At 50.0% G+C, this 17,324-nt stretch carries 20 protein-coding genes; 6 read left to right on the forward strand and 14 right to left on the reverse strand.

Annotation, left to right across the window (positions count from 1 at the left end):
• Nucleotides 1-132 precede the first annotated feature (132 nt).
• The 11 genes from rpsQ to rpsJ are packed head-to-tail and all read right to left on the reverse strand — an operon-like array spanning nt 133 to nt 5,098.
• Nucleotides 133-390: a 30S ribosomal protein S17 gene (rpsQ, locus tag ACXAH1_RS22730; RefSeq protein ID WP_049863782.1), complete on the reverse strand. Its 258-nt coding sequence runs from the start codon at nt 388-390 to the stop codon at nt 133-135.
• Nucleotides 390-581 (reverse strand): 50S ribosomal protein L29, encoded by a 192-nt coding sequence (gene rpmC, locus ACXAH1_RS22735; RefSeq protein ID WP_010376372.1) that lies wholly within the window; start codon nt 579-581, stop codon nt 390-392. The genes rpsQ and rpmC overlap by 1 nt, the downstream gene beginning before the upstream one ends.
• Complete coding sequence (gene rplP, locus ACXAH1_RS22740) at nt 582-995, reverse strand: 50S ribosomal protein L16 (RefSeq protein ID WP_049863781.1); 414 nt, start codon at nt 993-995, stop codon at nt 582-584.
• A 13-nt stretch (nt 996-1,008) separates the two neighbouring features.
• Complete coding sequence (rpsC, locus tag ACXAH1_RS22745; RefSeq protein WP_010386168.1) at nt 1,009-1,710, reverse strand: 30S ribosomal protein S3; 702 nt, start codon at nt 1,708-1,710, stop codon at nt 1,009-1,011.
• 12 nt (nt 1,711-1,722) lie between these two features.
• A complete protein-coding gene (gene rplV, locus ACXAH1_RS22750; protein WP_010386167.1) occupies nt 1,723-2,055 on the reverse strand; it encodes a 50S ribosomal protein L22 in 333 nt (110 codons plus the stop codon).
• Between the two features lie 12 nt (nt 2,056-2,067).
• Nucleotides 2,068-2,346 (reverse strand): 30S ribosomal protein S19, encoded by a 279-nt coding sequence (gene rpsS / locus ACXAH1_RS22755; protein ID WP_010367084.1) that lies wholly within the window; start codon nt 2,344-2,346, stop codon nt 2,068-2,070.
• Nucleotides 2,347-2,362: 16 nt separating this feature from the next.
• A complete protein-coding gene (gene rplB / locus ACXAH1_RS22760; RefSeq protein ID WP_054016992.1) occupies nt 2,363-3,187 on the reverse strand; it encodes a 50S ribosomal protein L2 in 825 nt (274 codons plus the stop codon).
• Nucleotides 3,188-3,204: 17 nt separating this feature from the next.
• Nucleotides 3,205-3,507, reverse strand: a complete 303-nt coding sequence (gene rplW, locus ACXAH1_RS22765; protein WP_049863779.1) for a 50S ribosomal protein L23 — start codon at nt 3,505-3,507, stop codon at nt 3,205-3,207.
• Nucleotides 3,504-4,106 carry a 50S ribosomal protein L4 gene (gene rplD, locus ACXAH1_RS22770; protein WP_010386164.1) on the reverse strand — a complete coding sequence of 201 codons (603 nt, stop codon included), beginning with the start codon at nt 4,104-4,106 and terminating at the stop codon, nt 3,504-3,506. Before rplD ends, rplW begins: the two co-directional genes overlap by 4 nt.
• A gap of 17 nt (nt 4,107-4,123) precedes the next feature.
• Nucleotides 4,124-4,759: a 50S ribosomal protein L3 gene (gene rplC / locus ACXAH1_RS22775; RefSeq protein ID WP_049863778.1), complete on the reverse strand. Its 636-nt coding sequence runs from the start codon at nt 4,757-4,759 to the stop codon at nt 4,124-4,126.
• 27 nt (nt 4,760-4,786) lie between these two features.
• Nucleotides 4,787-5,098, reverse strand: a complete 312-nt coding sequence (gene rpsJ, locus ACXAH1_RS22780) for a 30S ribosomal protein S10 (RefSeq protein WP_005495349.1) — start codon at nt 5,096-5,098, stop codon at nt 4,787-4,789.
• 387 nt (nt 5,099-5,485) lie between these two features.
• Here rpsJ and plsB point away from each other — a divergent pair, with 387 nt between their 5' ends.
• The gene (plsB, locus tag ACXAH1_RS22785; RefSeq protein WP_475199882.1) at nt 5,486-7,912 is read left to right on the forward strand and encodes a glycerol-3-phosphate 1-O-acyltransferase PlsB; all 2,427 of its coding nucleotides are present in this window, start codon (nt 5,486-5,488) and stop codon (nt 7,910-7,912) included.
• Nucleotides 7,913-7,937: 25 nt separating this feature from the next.
• Here the strand turns inward: plsB and tesB are convergent, their stop codons facing one another.
• On the reverse strand, nt 7,938-8,804 hold the full coding sequence (tesB, locus tag ACXAH1_RS22790; protein ID WP_054016993.1) for an acyl-CoA thioesterase II: 867 nt from the start codon (nt 8,802-8,804) through the stop codon (nt 7,938-7,940).
• Nucleotides 8,805-8,977: 173 nt separating this feature from the next.
• On the opposite strand from tesB, the gene ACXAH1_RS22795 reads away from it, so the two are divergent.
• Nucleotides 8,978-9,442, forward strand: a complete 465-nt coding sequence (locus ACXAH1_RS22795) for an EVE domain-containing protein (protein WP_475199884.1) — start codon at nt 8,978-8,980, stop codon at nt 9,440-9,442.
• Between the two features lie 27 nt (nt 9,443-9,469).
• Here ACXAH1_RS22795 and ACXAH1_RS22800 read toward each other — a convergent pair whose 3' ends face one another.
• Both ACXAH1_RS22800 and ACXAH1_RS22805 read right to left on the reverse strand, forming a co-directional pair.
• Nucleotides 9,470-9,667 carry a hypothetical protein gene (locus ACXAH1_RS22800; RefSeq protein ID WP_046004895.1) on the reverse strand — a complete coding sequence of 66 codons (198 nt, stop codon included), beginning with the start codon at nt 9,665-9,667 and terminating at the stop codon, nt 9,470-9,472.
• Nucleotides 9,664-10,725 (reverse strand): potassium channel family protein, encoded by a 1,062-nt coding sequence (locus ACXAH1_RS22805; RefSeq protein WP_253048736.1) that lies wholly within the window; start codon nt 10,723-10,725, stop codon nt 9,664-9,666. Before ACXAH1_RS22805 ends, ACXAH1_RS22800 begins: the two co-directional genes overlap by 4 nt.
• Before the next feature lie 200 nt (nt 10,726-10,925).
• On the opposite strand from ACXAH1_RS22805, the gene ACXAH1_RS22810 reads away from it, so the two are divergent.
• From ACXAH1_RS22810 to ACXAH1_RS22825, 4 genes are all read left to right on the forward strand, one after another.
• Nucleotides 10,926-11,870 (forward strand): chemotaxis protein CheV, encoded by a 945-nt coding sequence (locus ACXAH1_RS22810; RefSeq protein ID WP_054016996.1) that lies wholly within the window; start codon nt 10,926-10,928, stop codon nt 11,868-11,870.
• Nucleotides 11,871-12,017: 147 nt separating this feature from the next.
• Entirely contained in the window at nt 12,018-14,183 is a 2,166-nt protein-coding gene (gene uvrD, locus ACXAH1_RS22815; RefSeq protein ID WP_475199885.1) for a DNA helicase II, read from the forward strand.
• Nucleotides 14,161-16,266, forward strand: a complete 2,106-nt coding sequence (locus tag ACXAH1_RS22820) for a tRNA(Met) cytidine acetyltransferase TmcA domain-containing protein (RefSeq protein ID WP_475199887.1) — start codon at nt 14,161-14,163, stop codon at nt 16,264-16,266. The genes uvrD and ACXAH1_RS22820 overlap by 23 nt, the downstream gene beginning before the upstream one ends.
• Nucleotides 16,211-17,302, forward strand: coding sequence for an ABC transporter substrate-binding protein (locus tag ACXAH1_RS22825; RefSeq protein ID WP_475199889.1), 1,092 nt, complete (start codon nt 16,211-16,213; stop codon nt 17,300-17,302). The genes ACXAH1_RS22820 and ACXAH1_RS22825 overlap by 56 nt, the downstream gene beginning before the upstream one ends.
• Nucleotides 17,303-17,324: the final 22 nt, after the last annotated feature.

Consider the following 17,324-nt stretch of genomic DNA (forward strand, 5'->3'; position numbering starts at 1 on the left):
GGCGGTGACGCACATTCACGGAGTGTCGCGCTATACAGCAAACCCTTTTGAACATTCTGAGTACCCCAAACGCAAAAGCCCCAGCCAAAAGACTGGGGCTTTTCAAAAGTTTAATTTAGTTAAAAACTAAAATTAAGCTTTCTTAGGACGAACCAGAACGTCTACCAAAGTCCAAGATTTTTTCTTAGAAATCGGCGCACATTCACGGATAGTCACAGTATCACCTGCTTGCGCAGTGTTGCTCTCATCGTGTGCGTGCAACTTAGTTGTACGCTTGATGAATTTACCGTAGATCGGGTGCTTAACCTGACGCTCGATAGCAACAACGATTGACTTGTCCATTTTGTCGCTAACTACACGACCTTGAAGAGTACGGATCTTATCGCTCATTATGCACCTGCCTTCTGGTTGATAACCGTTTTAACACGCGCAATATTGCGACGTACTTTTTTCAGCTCGTGAGTCTGAGCCAGCTGACCAGTGCTCGCTTGCATGCGCAGGTTGAACTGCTCACGCAGAAGCTCTAGAAGTTCAGCATTTAGCTCTTCTACGCTTTTGTCTTTAAGTTCGCTAGCTTTCATTTACATTACCGTCCGAGTTACAAAAGTGGTTTTGAAAGGTAATTTACGAGCAGCTAGGTTGAATGCTTCGCGAGCAAGCTCTTCTGAAACACCTTCCATCTCGTAAAGTACTTTACCAGGCTGAATTTCAGCAACCCAGTATTCAACAGAACCTTTACCTTTACCCATACGAACTTCAAGCGGCTTTTCTGTAATTGGCTTATCTGGGAACACACGGATCCAGATTTTACCTTGACGCTTGATGTGACGTGTCATAGCACGACGAGCTGCTTCGATTTGACGAGCAGTCATACGGCCACGGCCAGTCGCTTTCAAGCCGAAAGAACCGAAGCTAACTTTATTACCGCTAGTTGCAAGACCACGGTTGCGGCCTTTGTGCACTTTACGGAATTTTGTACGTTTTGGCTGTAACATTAGTCGCTACCTCTTACTTAGCACTTTTTTTAGCTTTCTTCGGAGCGCGCTTGGCTGGCTTCTCAGCTTCTTGTTTCAGTGGAAGACCACCGATAACTTCGCCTTTGAAGATCCAAACTTTAACACCGATGATACCGTAAGTGGTCAAAGCTTCAGAAGTTGCGTAGTCGATGTCAGCACGTAGAGTGTGTAGAGGTACACGACCTTCACGGTACCACTCAGAACGTGCGATTTCAGCACCGCCAAGACGGCCGCTAACTTCAACTTTGATACCCTTTGCACCCAGACGCATTGCGTTCTGTACCGCGCGCTTCATAGCACGACGGAACATTACACGACGCTCTAGCTGTGAAGAGATACCGTCAGCAACTAGTTGTGCATCAAGCTCTGGCTTACGTACTTCTGCGATGTTGATTTGCGCAGGTACACCAGCAAGCTTAGTTACAGCGTGGCGAAGCTTTTCAACATCTTCACCTTTTTTACCGATAACAACACCAGGACGAGCTGTGTGAATTGTTACACGGATAGATTTAGCTGGACGCTCAATAACGATTTTAGACACAGAAGCGTTTTTCAATTCCTTAGTAAGGTATTGACGCACTTTGTGATCACCAAAAAGCTGCTCAGAGAAATCTTTTGAATTCGCGTACCAGGTAGAAACCCAAGGTTTAGAGATACCTAGGCGAATACCAGTAGGATGAACTTTTTGTCCCATTACTTATATCTCCTAGCTATCTGAAACCACAACAGTGATGTGGCTTGAACGCTTAAGGATGCGGTCAGCGCGTCCTTTAGCACGTGGCATAATACGTTTCATTGTAGGACCTTCGTCTACAAATACTTTAGCCACTTTAAGCTCATCAATGTCAGCACCTTCGTTGTGCTCCGCGTTAGCGATAGCAGACTCAAGTACTTTCTTAACTAATACAGCCGCTTTCTTTGGGCTGTACGCTAGGATTTCTAGCGCGCGATCAACCGGAAGTCCGCGGATCTGATCTGCAACTAGACGTGCTTTTTGCGCCGAACCAGAGGCGAATTTGTGTTTAGCTAATGCTTCCATCATACCCTCCGATTAACGCTTTTTAGCTTTCTTATCCGCAGCGTGACCGCGGTAAGTACGTGTAGGTGCAAATTCACCTAGTTTGTGACCGATCATTTCGTCTGTAACGAATACAGGTACGTGCTGACGACCATTATGGACAGCGATGGTCAATCCGATCATGTTAGGGATGATCATTGAACGACGGCTCCAAGTCTTGATAGGCTTCTTGTCACCGCTTTCCAACGCCTTCTCTACCTTCTTCAGCAAGTGTAGGTCAATGAATGGACCCTTCTTGAGAGAACGTGGCATGGCAATTCCTCAACTATTACTTAGTACGACGACGTACGATAAATTTATCAGTACGCTTGTTCTTACGTGTCTTAGCACCTTTAGTCGGCTTACCCCATGGAGACACAGGGTGACGACCACCAGATGTACGACCTTCACCACCACCGTGTGGGTGGTCTACCGGGTTCATGGCAACACCACGAACTGTAGGACGAACACCACGCCAGCGAGTTGCACCAGCTTTACCTAGTGAACGTAGCATGTGTTCAGCGTTACCTACTTCACCGATAGTTGCGCGACAATCCGCTTCAACTTTACGCATTTCGCCTGAACGTAGACGTAGAGTCACGTACTGGCCTTCACGCGCTAGGATCTGTACATATGCACCAGCAGAACGGGCAATCTGAGCACCTTTACCAGGCTTAAGCTCAACATTGTGTACCGTTGTACCTACTGGGATGTTACGCATAGGCATTGCGTTACCAGCTTTGATTGGTGCATCAACACCAGACTGGATTGCATCACCCGCTTGAACACCTTTAGGTGCGATGATGTAACGACGCTCACCGTCTGCATATAATACAAGAGCGATGTTTGCGCTACGGTTAGGATCGTACTCTAGACGCTCAACTTTAGCTGGGATGCCATCTTTGGTGCGTTTAAAGTCGATTAAACGGTAGTGTTGCTTGTGACCACCACCGATGTGACGAACCGTGATACGACCGTTGTTGTTACGACCACCTGATTTAGAGTTTTTCTCTAATAGCGGAGCGTAAGGCTTACCCTTGTGCAGATCAGGGTTAACCACTTTAACGACGTGACGACGACCCGCAGAAGTTGGTTTACACTTTTGAAGTGCCATAATTCTAACTCCCCTTATTACTCGGCGCCGCCGACAAAGTCTAGCTCGCTGCCTTCTTTAAGAGTAACGTAGGCTTTCTTCCAGTCTGAACGACGGCCGAAACGCATGCCTGTACGCTTAGTTTTACCCTTAACATTTAGCGTGCGAACACCAGTTACTTCTACTTCGAAAAGCTTCTCAACAGCAGCTTTGATTTCTGCTTTGTTTGCATCTTTAACTACTTTGAAAACAATCGTGTTGTTCTCTTCAGCAGAGATGGTGCTTTTCTCAGAGATGTGTGGAGCAAGGATTACTTTTAAAAGACGTTCTTCACGGATCATGCTAGCGCCTCCTCAAGTTGCTTAACAGCAGCAGCAGTAATCAGTACCTTATCGAAAGCGATTAGGCTTACTGGGTCGATGCCAGCTACATCACGCGTGTCAACCTTGTACAGGTTACGTGCAGAAAGGAATAGATTCTCATCTACTTCTTCAGTCACGATTAGTACGTCTTTAAGCTCAAGCTCTTTCAGCTTAGCTACTAGTTCTTTAGTCTTTGGTGCTTCCAGACCAAATTCTTCAACAACTACCAGACGATCTTGACGAACAAGCTCAGAAAGAATGCTCTTGATCGCACCGCGATACATCTTACGGTTAACTTTTTGGCTGTGATCTTGCGGCTTAGCTGCAAAGCTCACACCACCGCTGCGCCAGATTGGGCTGCGGATTGTACCAGCACGTGCACGGCCAGTACCTTTTTGGCGGAATGGTTTTTTACCACCACCAGCAACTTCAGAACGTGTCTTCTGAGCTTTAGTACCCTGACGAGCACCTGCTGCGAAAGCAACAACTACTTGGTGTACTAATGCTTCGTTAAACTCACGTCCAAAAGTAGCTTCGGAAACTTCAAGCGCACCAGCGCCTTTAATTGCTAATTCCATCACTAAATCTCCAGGACTTAAGCTTTAACAGCTGGTTTAACGATAACGTCGCCGCCGATAGCGCCAGGTACTGCACCTTTAACTAAAAGCAGATTACGCTCAGCGTCAACACGTACTAGCTCTAGGTTCTGAGTAGTTGTTTGCACATTACCCATTTGACCAGCCATTTTCTTACCTTTAAACACCTTACCAGGTGATTGGTTTTGACCGATTGAACCAGGAGCACGGTGAGATAGAGAGTTACCGTGAGTAGCGTCTTGAGTGCTGAAATTCCAGCGCTTAACACCACCTTGGAAACCTTTACCTTTTGAAGTACCAGTAACGTCTACTTTGTTTACTTCGTTGAATAGCTCAACAGTAAGCTCAGCACCTACTTCAAACTCACCTTCACCGCCGTTAAGACGGAATTCCCACAGGCCGCGACCCGCTTCAACACCAGCTTTAGCGAAGTGACCCGCTTCTGGTTTGTTTACACGGCTTGCTTTTTTCTCGCCTGCAGTAACTTGAAGCGCGTTATAACCGTCTGTTGCGTCAGATTTGATCTGAGTAACACGGTTAGGAGTCGCTTCGATAACTGTCACAGGGATAGATACACCATCTTCAGTGAAGATGCGTGTCATACCCACTTTACGACCGACTAGACCTAATGCCATTTTCCTAAAACCTCTCTAATCTTTCGATTAACCCAGGCTGATTTGAACATCAACACCAGCAGCAAGGTCTAGGCGCATTAGAGCGTCTACAGTCTTGTCAGTTGGTTCTACGATGTCGATCAGACGTTTGTGGGTGCGGATTTCATACTGATCACGCGCGTCTTTGTTTACGTGCGGAGAGATCAATACAGTGAAACGTTCGAAGCGAGTAGGAAGTGGGATTGGACCACGTACCTGAGCGCCAGTGCGTTTCGCAGTTTCCACGATTTCCGCCGTTGATTGGTCAATCAAACGGTGGTCAAAAGCTTTTAGGCGAATACGAATGCGTTGATTTGACATTCTTAAACCTCAATTAAAAGAGCATTTAAAAAGAGCATAAAAAAACCCCCGAGGCCATCTCAAAATATAAGAGGTCGGTTGTTCTTCTATTTCTACCATTGAACTCCAAATCGGAGTTCCTGTTTACGTGCCTGAAATCCAGGCCTTTGTATGACTTTCTTGTGACGAATCACAGAAAGTTCGAGCATTATAATGACACTGGTGATAAATGCAACAATTATTGCAAAATTATTTGTCCTGCGCCGCGTCTGCACTGTAAGTGGCTCAAGGCGTCTATACTTTACGCAAGGGAATACATACATAGGCCTTGTCATTGTACTGACACAAATGGTCAGTCCAGTTAAAGCCTGTTATTCTATACAGCAAAAATACAAATCTGGTACCGCTATGCGCTTACTTTCTCAGGGGCTCAACCGAGTGGCCCAATGGACCAACTGCTTGCTGGTCAGGAGCAAACTGTTGCCGACAGATCCGGTCTCGCAGTTCGACCTGGATCCAAACTTGCCCACTTTTTATGTTGCCCGACTAAACTCTCGGGCCGATCTGGCTGCTTTGAATGCGATGTGTAAAAAGCTGGGACTGCCAAGCCCGATGCAGGATCAGGTGCTGGGAAATAAAACACTGCCGCGCTTTATCGGCATCAAGAACCCGACTCCGCTACTGAGTAAAACGCCAGGCCCAAGCCCGGCGATTGATCAGGGCAAAGCCATTTTCTCTGCTCTGCGCGCGCACCCGGACATCAAAGCACAAGTGATCCCGGTGACTGTATTATGGGGTCGTAATCCAGGTAAAGAAAAGCCTGGTTTAGGTACCCTGTTTAGCCATTCTTTGACCCCCAGCTGGTTACGTAAGGCCATGGTGGTGCTGTTTTCCGGCCGCGACAATTTGGTACGCTTTTCCGCACCCATCGCGTTGGATCAACTTATGACAGACAAAGCAGATGTCGACGAGTTGCCCCATAAATTACTGCGGGTGGCCCGGGTGCACTTTCACCGCCAGAAGCTGGCCGCAACAGGACCCAAGTTGCCCTCTCGCGAAGCCTTGTTCAACTCTCTGTTGGCTGCGCCGAGCATAAAAAGGGCCATTGCCGACGAAGCCAAGTCAAAAGGGCTAAGCCATGACGAAGCGCGGCTAAAAGCACTGGAATTGCTGGAAGAAGTCGCGGCTAATTATTCAGAAGCCATGGTCCGTGTCGGAGACCGCGTGCTGACCTGGCTGTGGAATAAACTCTATAATGGTATCGAAGTAAAAAATGCCGAACGCGTGCATGAGCTGGCCGACAAAGGTCATGAGATCATCTATGTGCCTTGTCATCGCAGCCACATGGACTATCTGCTGCTGACCTATGTGATCTACCATCAGGGTCTGGTGCCGCCACACATTGCAGCGGGCGTAAACCTCAACTTTTTCCCTGCAGGCGGTATTTTCCGCCGTTGTGGTGCATTTTTTATTCGCCGCTCCTTCGCCGGGAATAAACTCTACTCCGCCATCTTTAAAGAGTATCTGACCCAGTTGTTCATCAAAGGGTATTCAGTGAAGTTTTATACCGAAGGTGGCCGCAGTCGTACTGGTCGCTTATTACCACCCAAAACCGGTATGCTGGCCATGACTATGCAGTCAATGCTGCGCGGTATCGACCGCCCCATCTCCATTGTGCCCGTTTATATTGGCTATGAACATGTCATGGAGATCAATACCTATCTGAAGGAACTGGCGGGTAACAGTAAAAAGAATGAATCTGTCGCTGGTGTATTTAAAGCCATTAAAAACCTCAAAAACTATGGCCGTGGCTATCTGAACTTTGGTGAGCCTATACACCTGAATCAATATCTAAATGAACATCAGGCTGACTGGCGAGATGCCATAGGCCAGGATGAGGGCGCAAAACCACAGTGGCTGAACGGTCAGGTTGCGCTGGTCGCAGACCAAATCATGACCAACATTAATGCCAGTGCGGCACTGAACTCCATTAACCTGCTGGCCATGATACTGTTGTGTAATGAGCAGTTTGCACTGAGCAAACAGAAGCTGTTAGCTCAGTTACGCTTCTACCTCACCCTGCAAAGTCAGGCACCTTACAGTGCCAATGTGACCGCACCGGACGAAGACGCCGAGGCGCTGCTAAAGCATGCGCTGAAACTGGACAAATTCGATGTGCTGGAGGATGAGCTGGGTGAGATCATCACCATTAAGGAAAAAGAACGTACCCTGTTCAATTATTACCGCAACAACATTTTACACCTGTTTGCCGTACCCAGCGTGATTGCTCAGATGTTGTTTAACCGTTACAGCGTCACGGTTACTGAGTGCCAGGAGCGTCTAAGCACACTGTACCCACTCTTTGCCAAAGAGTGGTTTATGCATAATCTGCGTGAAGACTATATAACAGAAGTGCTGAACTGCTTCGCTCAGCAGGGTCTCATAGACTTTGATGGCCACCTCGCCACTACAGTGAAAGACAACAAGGCACTGGCACAACTGGAAATGCTCGGCAAAGTGATCCATCTGACACTGGAGCGCTATGCCATCAGTGTCAGCTTGCTACTGCGAGATCAAGGGATTGCTCGTGCTACGCTGGAGAGCGAAAGTGAGGTGCTGGCAAAACGACTGGGGACCTTACATGGCATTAAGAGCCCGGAGTTTTTTGACAAGAAAGTGCAGAGTAACCTGATTAGTGTGCTGCAGGCACAAGGCTTTATCGACATTTCTGATCAACAAAAAATCTCAGCGTTGCCCTCGCTCACAAAGCTGTCTGACCACCTCAATGATCTGCTGCCAGCCAGGATCTGGCAGTCCATCCGCGACACATTGTAAAGGACGAACTACCAACACGTCGGCGTCAGCGCGCTTCGCGCTGGCGCATCACCCCTTCCTGAATAGTCGACGCCACCAACTCCCCCTGACGATTGAAGAATTGGCCTCTAACCAGACCACGACCATTACTGGCACTGGGGCTGTCAACACTGTAGAGCAGCCACTCGTCCATGCGGAAAGGACGATGAAACCACATGGCATGATCTATGGTTGCAACTTGCATATTCTTCTGCATAAAGGATACGCCATGGGGCTGCAACGCCGTCGGTAAAAACTCAAAATCCGAGGCATACGCCAGCAAGTAGTTATGGATACGGCGATCATCGGGCATCTCGCCACTGGCTTTAAACCAGACATGACGCACAGGCTCCATCACTTCAGGCTGAAACGGGTTATGAAATTCCACCGGGCGCATTTCAATAGGCATCTGTTGCGTAAACTTGGCAACCAGTGGCTCAGGGATCAGATCGGCTTTGTCCTGATAAAACTCCAGCGATGACCGCAGCGCCTCGGGCCCGGGAACCTCAGGCATTTCAGACTGGTGTGATAGGCCTGGTTCATCTCCCTGGAAGGAGGCTGTCATATAGAAGATAGGCTTGCCGTACTGAATGGCGCTGACCCTGCGTGTACTGAAGCTGCGTCCGTCGCGAATATTCTCCACATCGTACACTATGGGTTTGCTGGCATCACCCGGGCGTAAAAAGTACGAGTGCAACGAATGAACATAACGCCCCTCTGGCAATGTATATTTAGCTGCCGACAACGCCTGACCCATTACCTGGCCGCCAAACACTTGCGGGAAGCCCAGATCCTGGCTCTGACCGCGGTAGATCCCCTGTTCAATTTCTTCCAGCTGAAGTAGCTCCAGCAACCCTTTTAATGCCTGACTCATTGCGCACCTCTTTCACTCGTAGCTGATCTCATAATTATACACTATTGTGCAAGTAAAGAGAGGCATCGCAAGTTAAATCAGGTGGTTAACCCTGAACGATAGACTGAGTACATAGCGGGTCAGGCAAGAGTGAGGTAAACTGGTTGCCCGCTTCCTCAGACAAGGTAATTGACATGGCATACTGGTTATTTAAAACCGAACCCGACGCATTTTCCATTGATGATCTGCATCAGGCCCCGGAGCAAAGTACCTTCTGGGAAGGGATCCGCAATTATCAGGCACGCAACTTTCTGCGCGACGACGTAAAAGTGGGCGATCAGGTCTTTATTTATCACTCAAGCTGTAAAGTCCCGGCCGTTGTGGGTATCGCCATAATAACTAAGGGCGCTGAGGTCGATCCCCATCAGTTTGACTTGAGCAGTGATTATTATGATGCCAAATCCAGCCAGGACAACCCACGCTGGGTCGGTGTAACACTGCGCTATGCGCAACATCTGACACGCCCTGTGACACTCAAGGCAATTAAAGCCGATGCTGCCATCACCGAACTGGCGCTGAAAAAAGCCGGCCGGCTATCTATTATGCCAGTCACCGAAGCGGAGTGGACACATATCTGCCGGCTTGGCGGGGCTGTGTAACACCGCCAGGCCAGCGCGCACTGGACTTCAGCGATGTTTTTTTTGTTTTCCCCCCTTGGGGATCATAGAGAAGTACAAGATCAACGCCAGCCAGGAAAACAGCAAAGTACCTATCAGCCAGCCATTTTTTTCATGGCCACGGGTGCGCTTGCTGCCTGCAACCAGCCCTATGGGCAGTAAATACAGGCAGAGCGCGCCCATCAGTAACATCAGTTCGTCGGTCATACTCGCTCCCAGTTCACCTCACTATGGAGCACCCGCTGCGGAGCTATGTAATGTAGTACATCTCCCCCTTTCAGTGCGTAGTCCAGAGGTGGGTTTAAATCCATATCACGACCACTGAGGTCGTGCGCCACCCCCAGCAAAGTCGCATTGTGATGCTCTTTAAAATACAAAAATAGCTGGCCAAAGGTCAGAGCACCCAATGACATCGGCAACTGCAAACTAAACTGAGTATCACCATGCAGAGTCGATAGCAGCTCTTCCTGAATACGACTGGACCCTGGGTCCTGCATCGAACGCACCAGGATCTCGGCAGACATGGCCGTCGAGCACTCGACATTACGGCAGTGCTGACGCAATAATTGCGCTTTAGTTTCATCGTTAAAATGGGCACTGATGTGCGCAGACGTTTTTACCAGTGGACTCAGTTTTAACGCCGTAGTAAAGGTCTGATCGTCATCCTGACCATCCACAATGATTTTGTCTGCATGAGCCAGTCCGGTGCGACTCAGTTGCTGATCATCGGTAAAACTTACCAGGCGAACAAAGTCGACCTCGGTGAAGCGCAACAGCGGGTGCTCCATCTCATCACACACCGCCAGCACGATGCGCCTGGCTATACGTTTGTTGTCAGCCAGTATATATTCGATCATGCGTTCCGTGCGTGTTGCATGCCAGCCGAAAATAATGATGTGATCGCTCAAATGTGAATAGTCTTTATCGCCCTTCATTGCTCGTTTTACCCAAATTGTAATTAGTTGCCCAACCTTACCCAGCAAAATACCAAACAGCGCCAGACCCAGCGGGATTTGAAATATGGCCACAACCCAGCGTCCCATATCGGTTGTGGCACTAAAGTCGCCATAACCGACGGTCGATGTGGTCACCACGTAATAATAGATATAAGTGCTGACGGGCAATAAGGCATGCTCCTGAGCGAACCATAATAGCGCCCAGGTTGCCCCCATATGCAACAGTGTCGCCAGACCAATCAAGGGCCAGCTGGCCTGATCAATATGCGCCTGCAATACCAACAGCAAGCGCTTAAATAACAAAGGCATTGTCCTTCCTATGTTCCAAGTCTCTGATTTACCATACTGAATAATCAGGATTATGCAACTGAGACAGGTCCTCGGCCATCTCCAGCCACCGGTCTTAATCCAACTCAACCTGCCAAAGCCCAAATAGTGTGCACAGAGAGTGTTAATTTATTTACTAATAAGTATATACTGAGAGAAGGTACATATCTTAGGATCGCTTTATGGCCGGAGTATTAGCATCCGTTGATCAACGCACACAATTGGTGGGAGAAAACCGCCTCGAATTACTGTTGTTCCATCTGCACAGCCGACACTTGTTTGCGCTCAATGTATTTAAGGTCAAAGAAGTCGTTAAACTGCCCCACCTGAATAAGATGCCAAATGCACATCCTAAGGTAGCCGGTGTAACCACCATACGGGGAGAGTCTATCCCAGTGATCGACTTACGCCAGGCGATCTGCATGCCGCACTGTGAATACGACAGCGACAGTAACCTGGTGATCACGGAATATAATCGCACCATTCAAGCGTTCCTGGTCGGTAAAGTCGACCAAATCGTCAACACCACCTGGTCTGATATTATGCCGCCACCACGCTCAGTTGGTCGCAACCACTATCTGACCGCACTGACCAAGCTCAAACGGGGCGATCAGGAACTGCTGGTTGAAATCATTGACGTAGAAAAAGTACTGGCCGAAATCATTGCGTACGACGTGGTGATCCCCGAAAATATTCTGGATAAAAACATCATCAATGAGTTCCAGGGACGAAAAATCTTGCATGTTGATGATTCTCCCACCGCTCGTCGCCAGGTTTCAGATACTCTGGCCCAGCTGGGCATTGAAGTACTGCCCGCCACCGATGGTCATGAAGCGTTAAAGCTATTGCAACACTGGGCCGACGAAGGCATCAATGTCGAACAGGAGCTGATGGCGGTGATCACCGATGCGGAGATGCCGGTCATGGATGGTTATCGGTTAACCTATGAGATCCGCAACGACAGTCGTCTGAAGAATCTCTATATCGTGCTCAATACCTCGCTCAGTGGCAGCTTCAACAAAGCCATGGTTGAAAAAGTAGGGTGTGATGTTTTTCTGTCAAAGTTCCAGCCGGACCGCCTGGTTGAGGAAATGCAGCGTCGACTAAAAGACGTGCTGAATCAGTAACTGTATATAAAAACAGGTAAAGAGAATTTAAAACCTCATATTTATCATTTGGTTAGTTTTAAAGGAGTGCAAAACACCCGCACCAAACTGGGCTTTGTGCCCTGCCCTAGGTATACTTTGCGCTGAATATAGACGATGGGCGCAAAGATGGACGTATCAGAATTACTTGACGGCTTAAACGACAAACAACGTGAAGCAGTGGCTGCACCGCTGCAAAATATGCTGGTATTGGCAGGCGCGGGCTCGGGTAAAACCCGGGTACTGGTGCACCGCATTGCCTGGCTGATGCAGGTTGAGCATGCCTCTCCCTACAGCATCTTTGCCGTCACCTTCACCAACAAAGCCGCTAAAGAGATGCGTACCCGGGTTGAAGAGACTTTGCAAAATCCGGTAGGCGGCATGTGGATCGGCACCTTCCATGGTCTGGCTCACCGTATTTTGCGCGCCCATCATCGTGAAGCCAAACTGCCCGAGTCATTTCAGATTTTAGATTCCGACGATCAGCTGAGAATGATCAAACGCCTGCTGAAATCGATGAACATCGATGATAAAAAGTGGCCACCCAAGCAGCTCAGTTGGTACATCAGTGCGCGTAAAGACGAAGGTCAGCGCCCTAAAGACATTACCGCCCATGACGTCAACGAACAACTGATGTTGCAGGTGTATACCGCCTATCAGGATGCCTGTGACCGCGCCGGATTAGTCGACTTTGCAGAGATCTTGCTACGCTGCTATGAAGTACTGCAACAACATCCCACTTTGCTGCGTCACTACCAGCAACGCTTCCGCCATATGCTGGTTGACGAATTCCAGGATACCAACAGCATTCAGTATTTATGGCTAAAACTGCTGGCAGGTAGCGACAGCAATATCATGATAGTCGGCGATGACGACCAGAGTATTTATGGCTGGCGGGGCGCACGCATTGAAAACATCAAACGCTTTTTGAGCGACTTTGACGCAGAAACCATTCGCCTGGAGCAGAACTATCGCTCCACCGGCACCATACTGAAAGCGTCCAACGCGCTGATCCAGAACAACGCCGAGCGTATGGGTAAGAGCCTGTGGACCGACGGTAATCAGGGTGAGCCGATTTCCGTGTATGCCGCGTTTAACGAACTGGATGAAGCGCGGTTTATGGTCGGTAAAGTAAAATCCTGGCTGCAGGGCGGCAACGCACTGAGCGACTGTGCTGTGCTTTATCGCAGCAATGCCCAGTCTCGGGTACTGGAAGAGGCTTTGTTACAGGAAGGCCTGAAGTATCGCATTTACGGCGGTATGCGCTTCTTCGAACGCCAGGAGATCAAAGATGCCCTGTCTTATCTGCGCCTGATCAGCAACCGCAATGATGATGCCGCGTTTGAACGGGTGATCAACACCCCGGCCCGTGGCATTGGCGACAAAACCCTGAGCCATATTCGTGATTGCGCCCGGGCAGAGTCGCTGCCGCTGTGGTATGCCGCCAAAGCCGTGCTGGAGCAAGGGCACCTGGCTGGCCGCGCCGCCACCGCCATTCGCCGTTTTATTGAACTGGTTGAGCAGCTCGACGACAAACTGATAGAACTCGAACTGGCCGAACAAGCCAAGACCACCATAGAGCAATCCGGTCTGCTGGCCATGTATCAGGCCGAAAAAGGTGAAAAAGGCCGTGCCCGGGTAGAAAACCTTGAGGAATTGATCAACGCCTGCGGTCAGTTTGAATTGCCTGTGGAAGAAGAGTTTACCTCGCCACTGCAAGGGTTTTTGGCGTATACCTCGCTGGAGTCTGGCGAAGGTCAGGCCGACGAACACGAAGATGCGGTGCAAATGATGACGCTGCACTCGGCCAAGGGCCTGGAGTTTCCACTGGTCTTTATGGTGGGCGTGGAAGAAGGCATGTTTCCGTCACAACAAAGCCATGAAGAATCCGGTCGCCTCGAAGAAGAGCGCCGCCTCTGTTACGTGGGCATGACCCGGGCAATGGAAAAGCTCTATATCAGTCATGCGGAAAGCCGTCGCCTCTATGGTCAGGAAAAATACCACAGCCCGTCGCGCTTTTTACGCGAGATCCCCGAAGACTGCCTGGAAGAAATTCGCATCAAGACGCAAGTATCTCGCCCGGCACCCAGCGGCCGCTTCAGCGGCTCGGTGAGCCATGCTGCCTTTGAAGACAGTGGTTTTACCCTCAGTCAACGGGTGTTACATGCTAAATTTGGTGCCGGCACAGTCATAAATTATGAGGGTAACGGCGCACAGTCTCGTATTCAGGTTAATTTCGATGACGTAGGCACCAAGTGGCTGGTGACCGCCTATGCCAGACTGCAACCACTCTAAGCTTGCGCGCCTGCTCACAAAACTTGCGCAGGCTCGGCATCGTCAGCTTTTGCTGATAAGCGGCGAACAGGACTGGACTTACAACGAAGTAAAGCGCTTGTTCCCCACCCTGGCTGATTCAGCGTTAGTGCTGAGTCAACATACACAACTGCCTGGCGCCTGCTGGCCTGAACACCTGCATCAGGTGCTGGGCCAGGAATATTCCTGCGTCGTTTACGACCTCTACAGCGGAGTGTTACCGAATAAGCTTGCAGCTGCCGCAGGCACAGTGCAAGCTGGTGGCCTGTTGATTTTGCTCGCCCCGGAATTATCTCAATGGCATAGCTGGTGCGATCCGGCATTGGCGCGCTGGCTATCTTATAACGAAACGGCGCAGTTCAGTCCTTATCTGCAGCGCTGGCAGCGCCTGCTAACCAGCAACTCAGTATGGCAGATCAGTCAATCACAGGGCGACTTACTACCACAGCACTATGACGCGCCGCAAGCGACGCTAGACACCAGTGAACAACAAAACACGCTTACTCAGCTGACAGCCCACTTAACGCAGCCTGCGCCCGGACCCGTGTTACTCAGCGCTGATCGTGGTCGGGGCAAATCCTCGTTACTGGGCAAGCTGGCGGCCAGCCTGCCCGATCTGACCTTTATTCTGTGCGCGCAGCAGCGTCGTGCGGTACACAACAGCTTTGTTCATCTCGGCGCGGCACTGGATGAGCCAGTCAGCGATAAACTCAACCAGCTTGCAAACCTGCGCTTTATGCCACCCGATCAGCTTCTTGCACAACGCCCGAGCTGTGATGTGTTACTGGTTGATGAGGCCGCTGCGATCCCGGTCCCCATGCTGATGTCATTGTTGCGCGCTTACCCTAAAGTGGTGTTTTCCAGCACCCTGATTGGCTATGAAGGCAATGGCCGGGGTTATACGCTGCGTTTTGCCAGGCAACTTGAACACGCTCATCCGCAGCGTCTGAACTTGTCACTCAGTCAACCAATCCGCTACAGCGAAGGGGATCCGCTTGAAGCCCGTTTGCGCCAGCTGTTTGCCCTCGATTGTGACTATCAACAGCCCACGTCACCGTCGGCACCCTGTACATTCGAGTCATGCTCAGGCGCACAACTTGCAGCGGATGAAGACACCCTGTCTCAGGTTTTTGCTTTGCTGGTGCTGGCGCACTATCAAACTTCGGTGAACGATCTGCGCCAGCTGCTCGACAGCCCACATAACCGCTTGTACCTTGCCCGTCAGCAATGCAGCGTGGTGGCGGTGTGTTTGCTCAAGCTGGAAGGCGGCTTTGACGCCGCCCTCAGTCAGGACATAGCCGCAACAACACGTCGCCCGGCCGGGCATTTAATGGCACAACAGCTCGCTCAGCTCACTGGTAATCCGGAGCTGGCACAACGTCGTGGTGCCCGGGTGGTGCGCATTGCCGTGTCACCGCAGCAACAAGGACAGCTTATTGGCAGTCAGTTACTGCGCTTTGCAGAGCAGCAACTCACTAATCAGGTTGATTACTTTGGCAGCAGCTTTGGCTGTAATGTACAGCTGCTCAGGTTTTGGCAACATCATCAGTACCGGCCCGTTAAATTGGGATTTAAGCAAGATAAAGCCAGCGGTGAATTTGCACTGCTGGTGATTAAACCTCTTAATAAACATATCCAACTCGAACCACTTCAGCTATGGTTCAAACACCTGCTACTCAATCAGCTCAGCGAGTTATATCGTGATTTTCCCTGCACCTTGGTGACAGAGCTGTATAAAACACTCCCGCGCTATGCACCCGATACCCTCTTGTTAGCCCAGTTAAGCTACTTTACGAACAGTACGCCAGGTGAACAACAGATCGCAGCCCTGGTTACTGAGCTGCTTAAATGTCGACCCGATCTGCTGGACCGATTATCAGCCAGTTCCCAAGCCTTAGTGATTCGGCTATTATTACAACGTCACCCGCCAAAAGTATTAGAAGATGCTTTGAATTTGGCTACAAAAAAACAACGACAGACCGCCATGCGGTCACTTGTGACGGAAGTGCATGCTGAAATTAATCTCAACCCTGAGCTGTTGCATCGCCCTGCTGGGCAGCCCTGAGCTTATCGCCGATGAGGAGCTCAGGCTTGGCATGTCGGTCGCATTGAGCGGGCCCGCCAAAGATATTGGCCAACAACTCAGGCAAGGCGCAGATCTTTACTTTAATTATGCGAATGGCCGTGCGAATAAAACCCACCCTACTATCTCATTGGTGGTACTGGACGACGGCTATGAACCCAACCGCACTGTGGTCAATACGCGCTATTTAATTGAACAGCATCAGGTTATGGCGTTGTTTGGTAATATGGGCACGCCCACCGCTCATGCCATCCAGGCTATTCTGACGCACCATCAACTGCCTTTTCTGATGCCCTTTACTGGTGCGGACTTTCTGCGCCACGACACCCCTTTTCCGGTCTTTAATTGGCGCGCCAGTTATATGGATGAAGCCAGTGAACAAGTCACTTATCTGGTTGACGAACAGGGGCACAAGCACATTGCACTGTTGATCCAGGCTGACGAGTTTGGCCTGACCCTGGAAAAAAGCTTTCGCCGGGCCCTGGCAGATCGGAGCATGCAACCGACCGTGATCGCCCGGTTTCGGCGCAACAGTGCCGATATTAAAAAAGCACTCCAAGTTATCATGCACAGCGAGGCTACCGCTGTCGCCATGATTGGCACTTATCAACCGCTGTCGATATTCATAGACAAGGCGATGCATCGGGGCTTTAAGGGAACCTTTAGCGGAGTCTCCTTTACCTCGTCCAGAGCCTTGTTTGCCCAGCTCACCAGCAAACCTACCCTGATGATCAGTGAAGTCGTGCCAGCCCTTCAGGCTTGTCAGGCTGAATTATGCGATTTGTTCCGAACACTGGCGCACAGGCATGGGCTACAGACCAGTCCGCAGGTGTTTGAGGGCTTTCTCAATGCTGCCATTTTTACAGCAGCACTCAAGCATTGCCCGCGCCCGATAACCCGAGAGTGTCTGCCAGGTGCCTTGCAACAGGTGCTGACAGAGGATAAAGCGATCAGGTATATTTTTGGCCTCACAGAGAAAGAGAATAAACCCCGCGTGTATCGATCTTACTTTCAATAATGTCTATGCTTAGAGCATCAGG

The sequence above is a fragment of the Pseudoalteromonas sp. AWH4_217 genome, assembly GCF_056161105.1.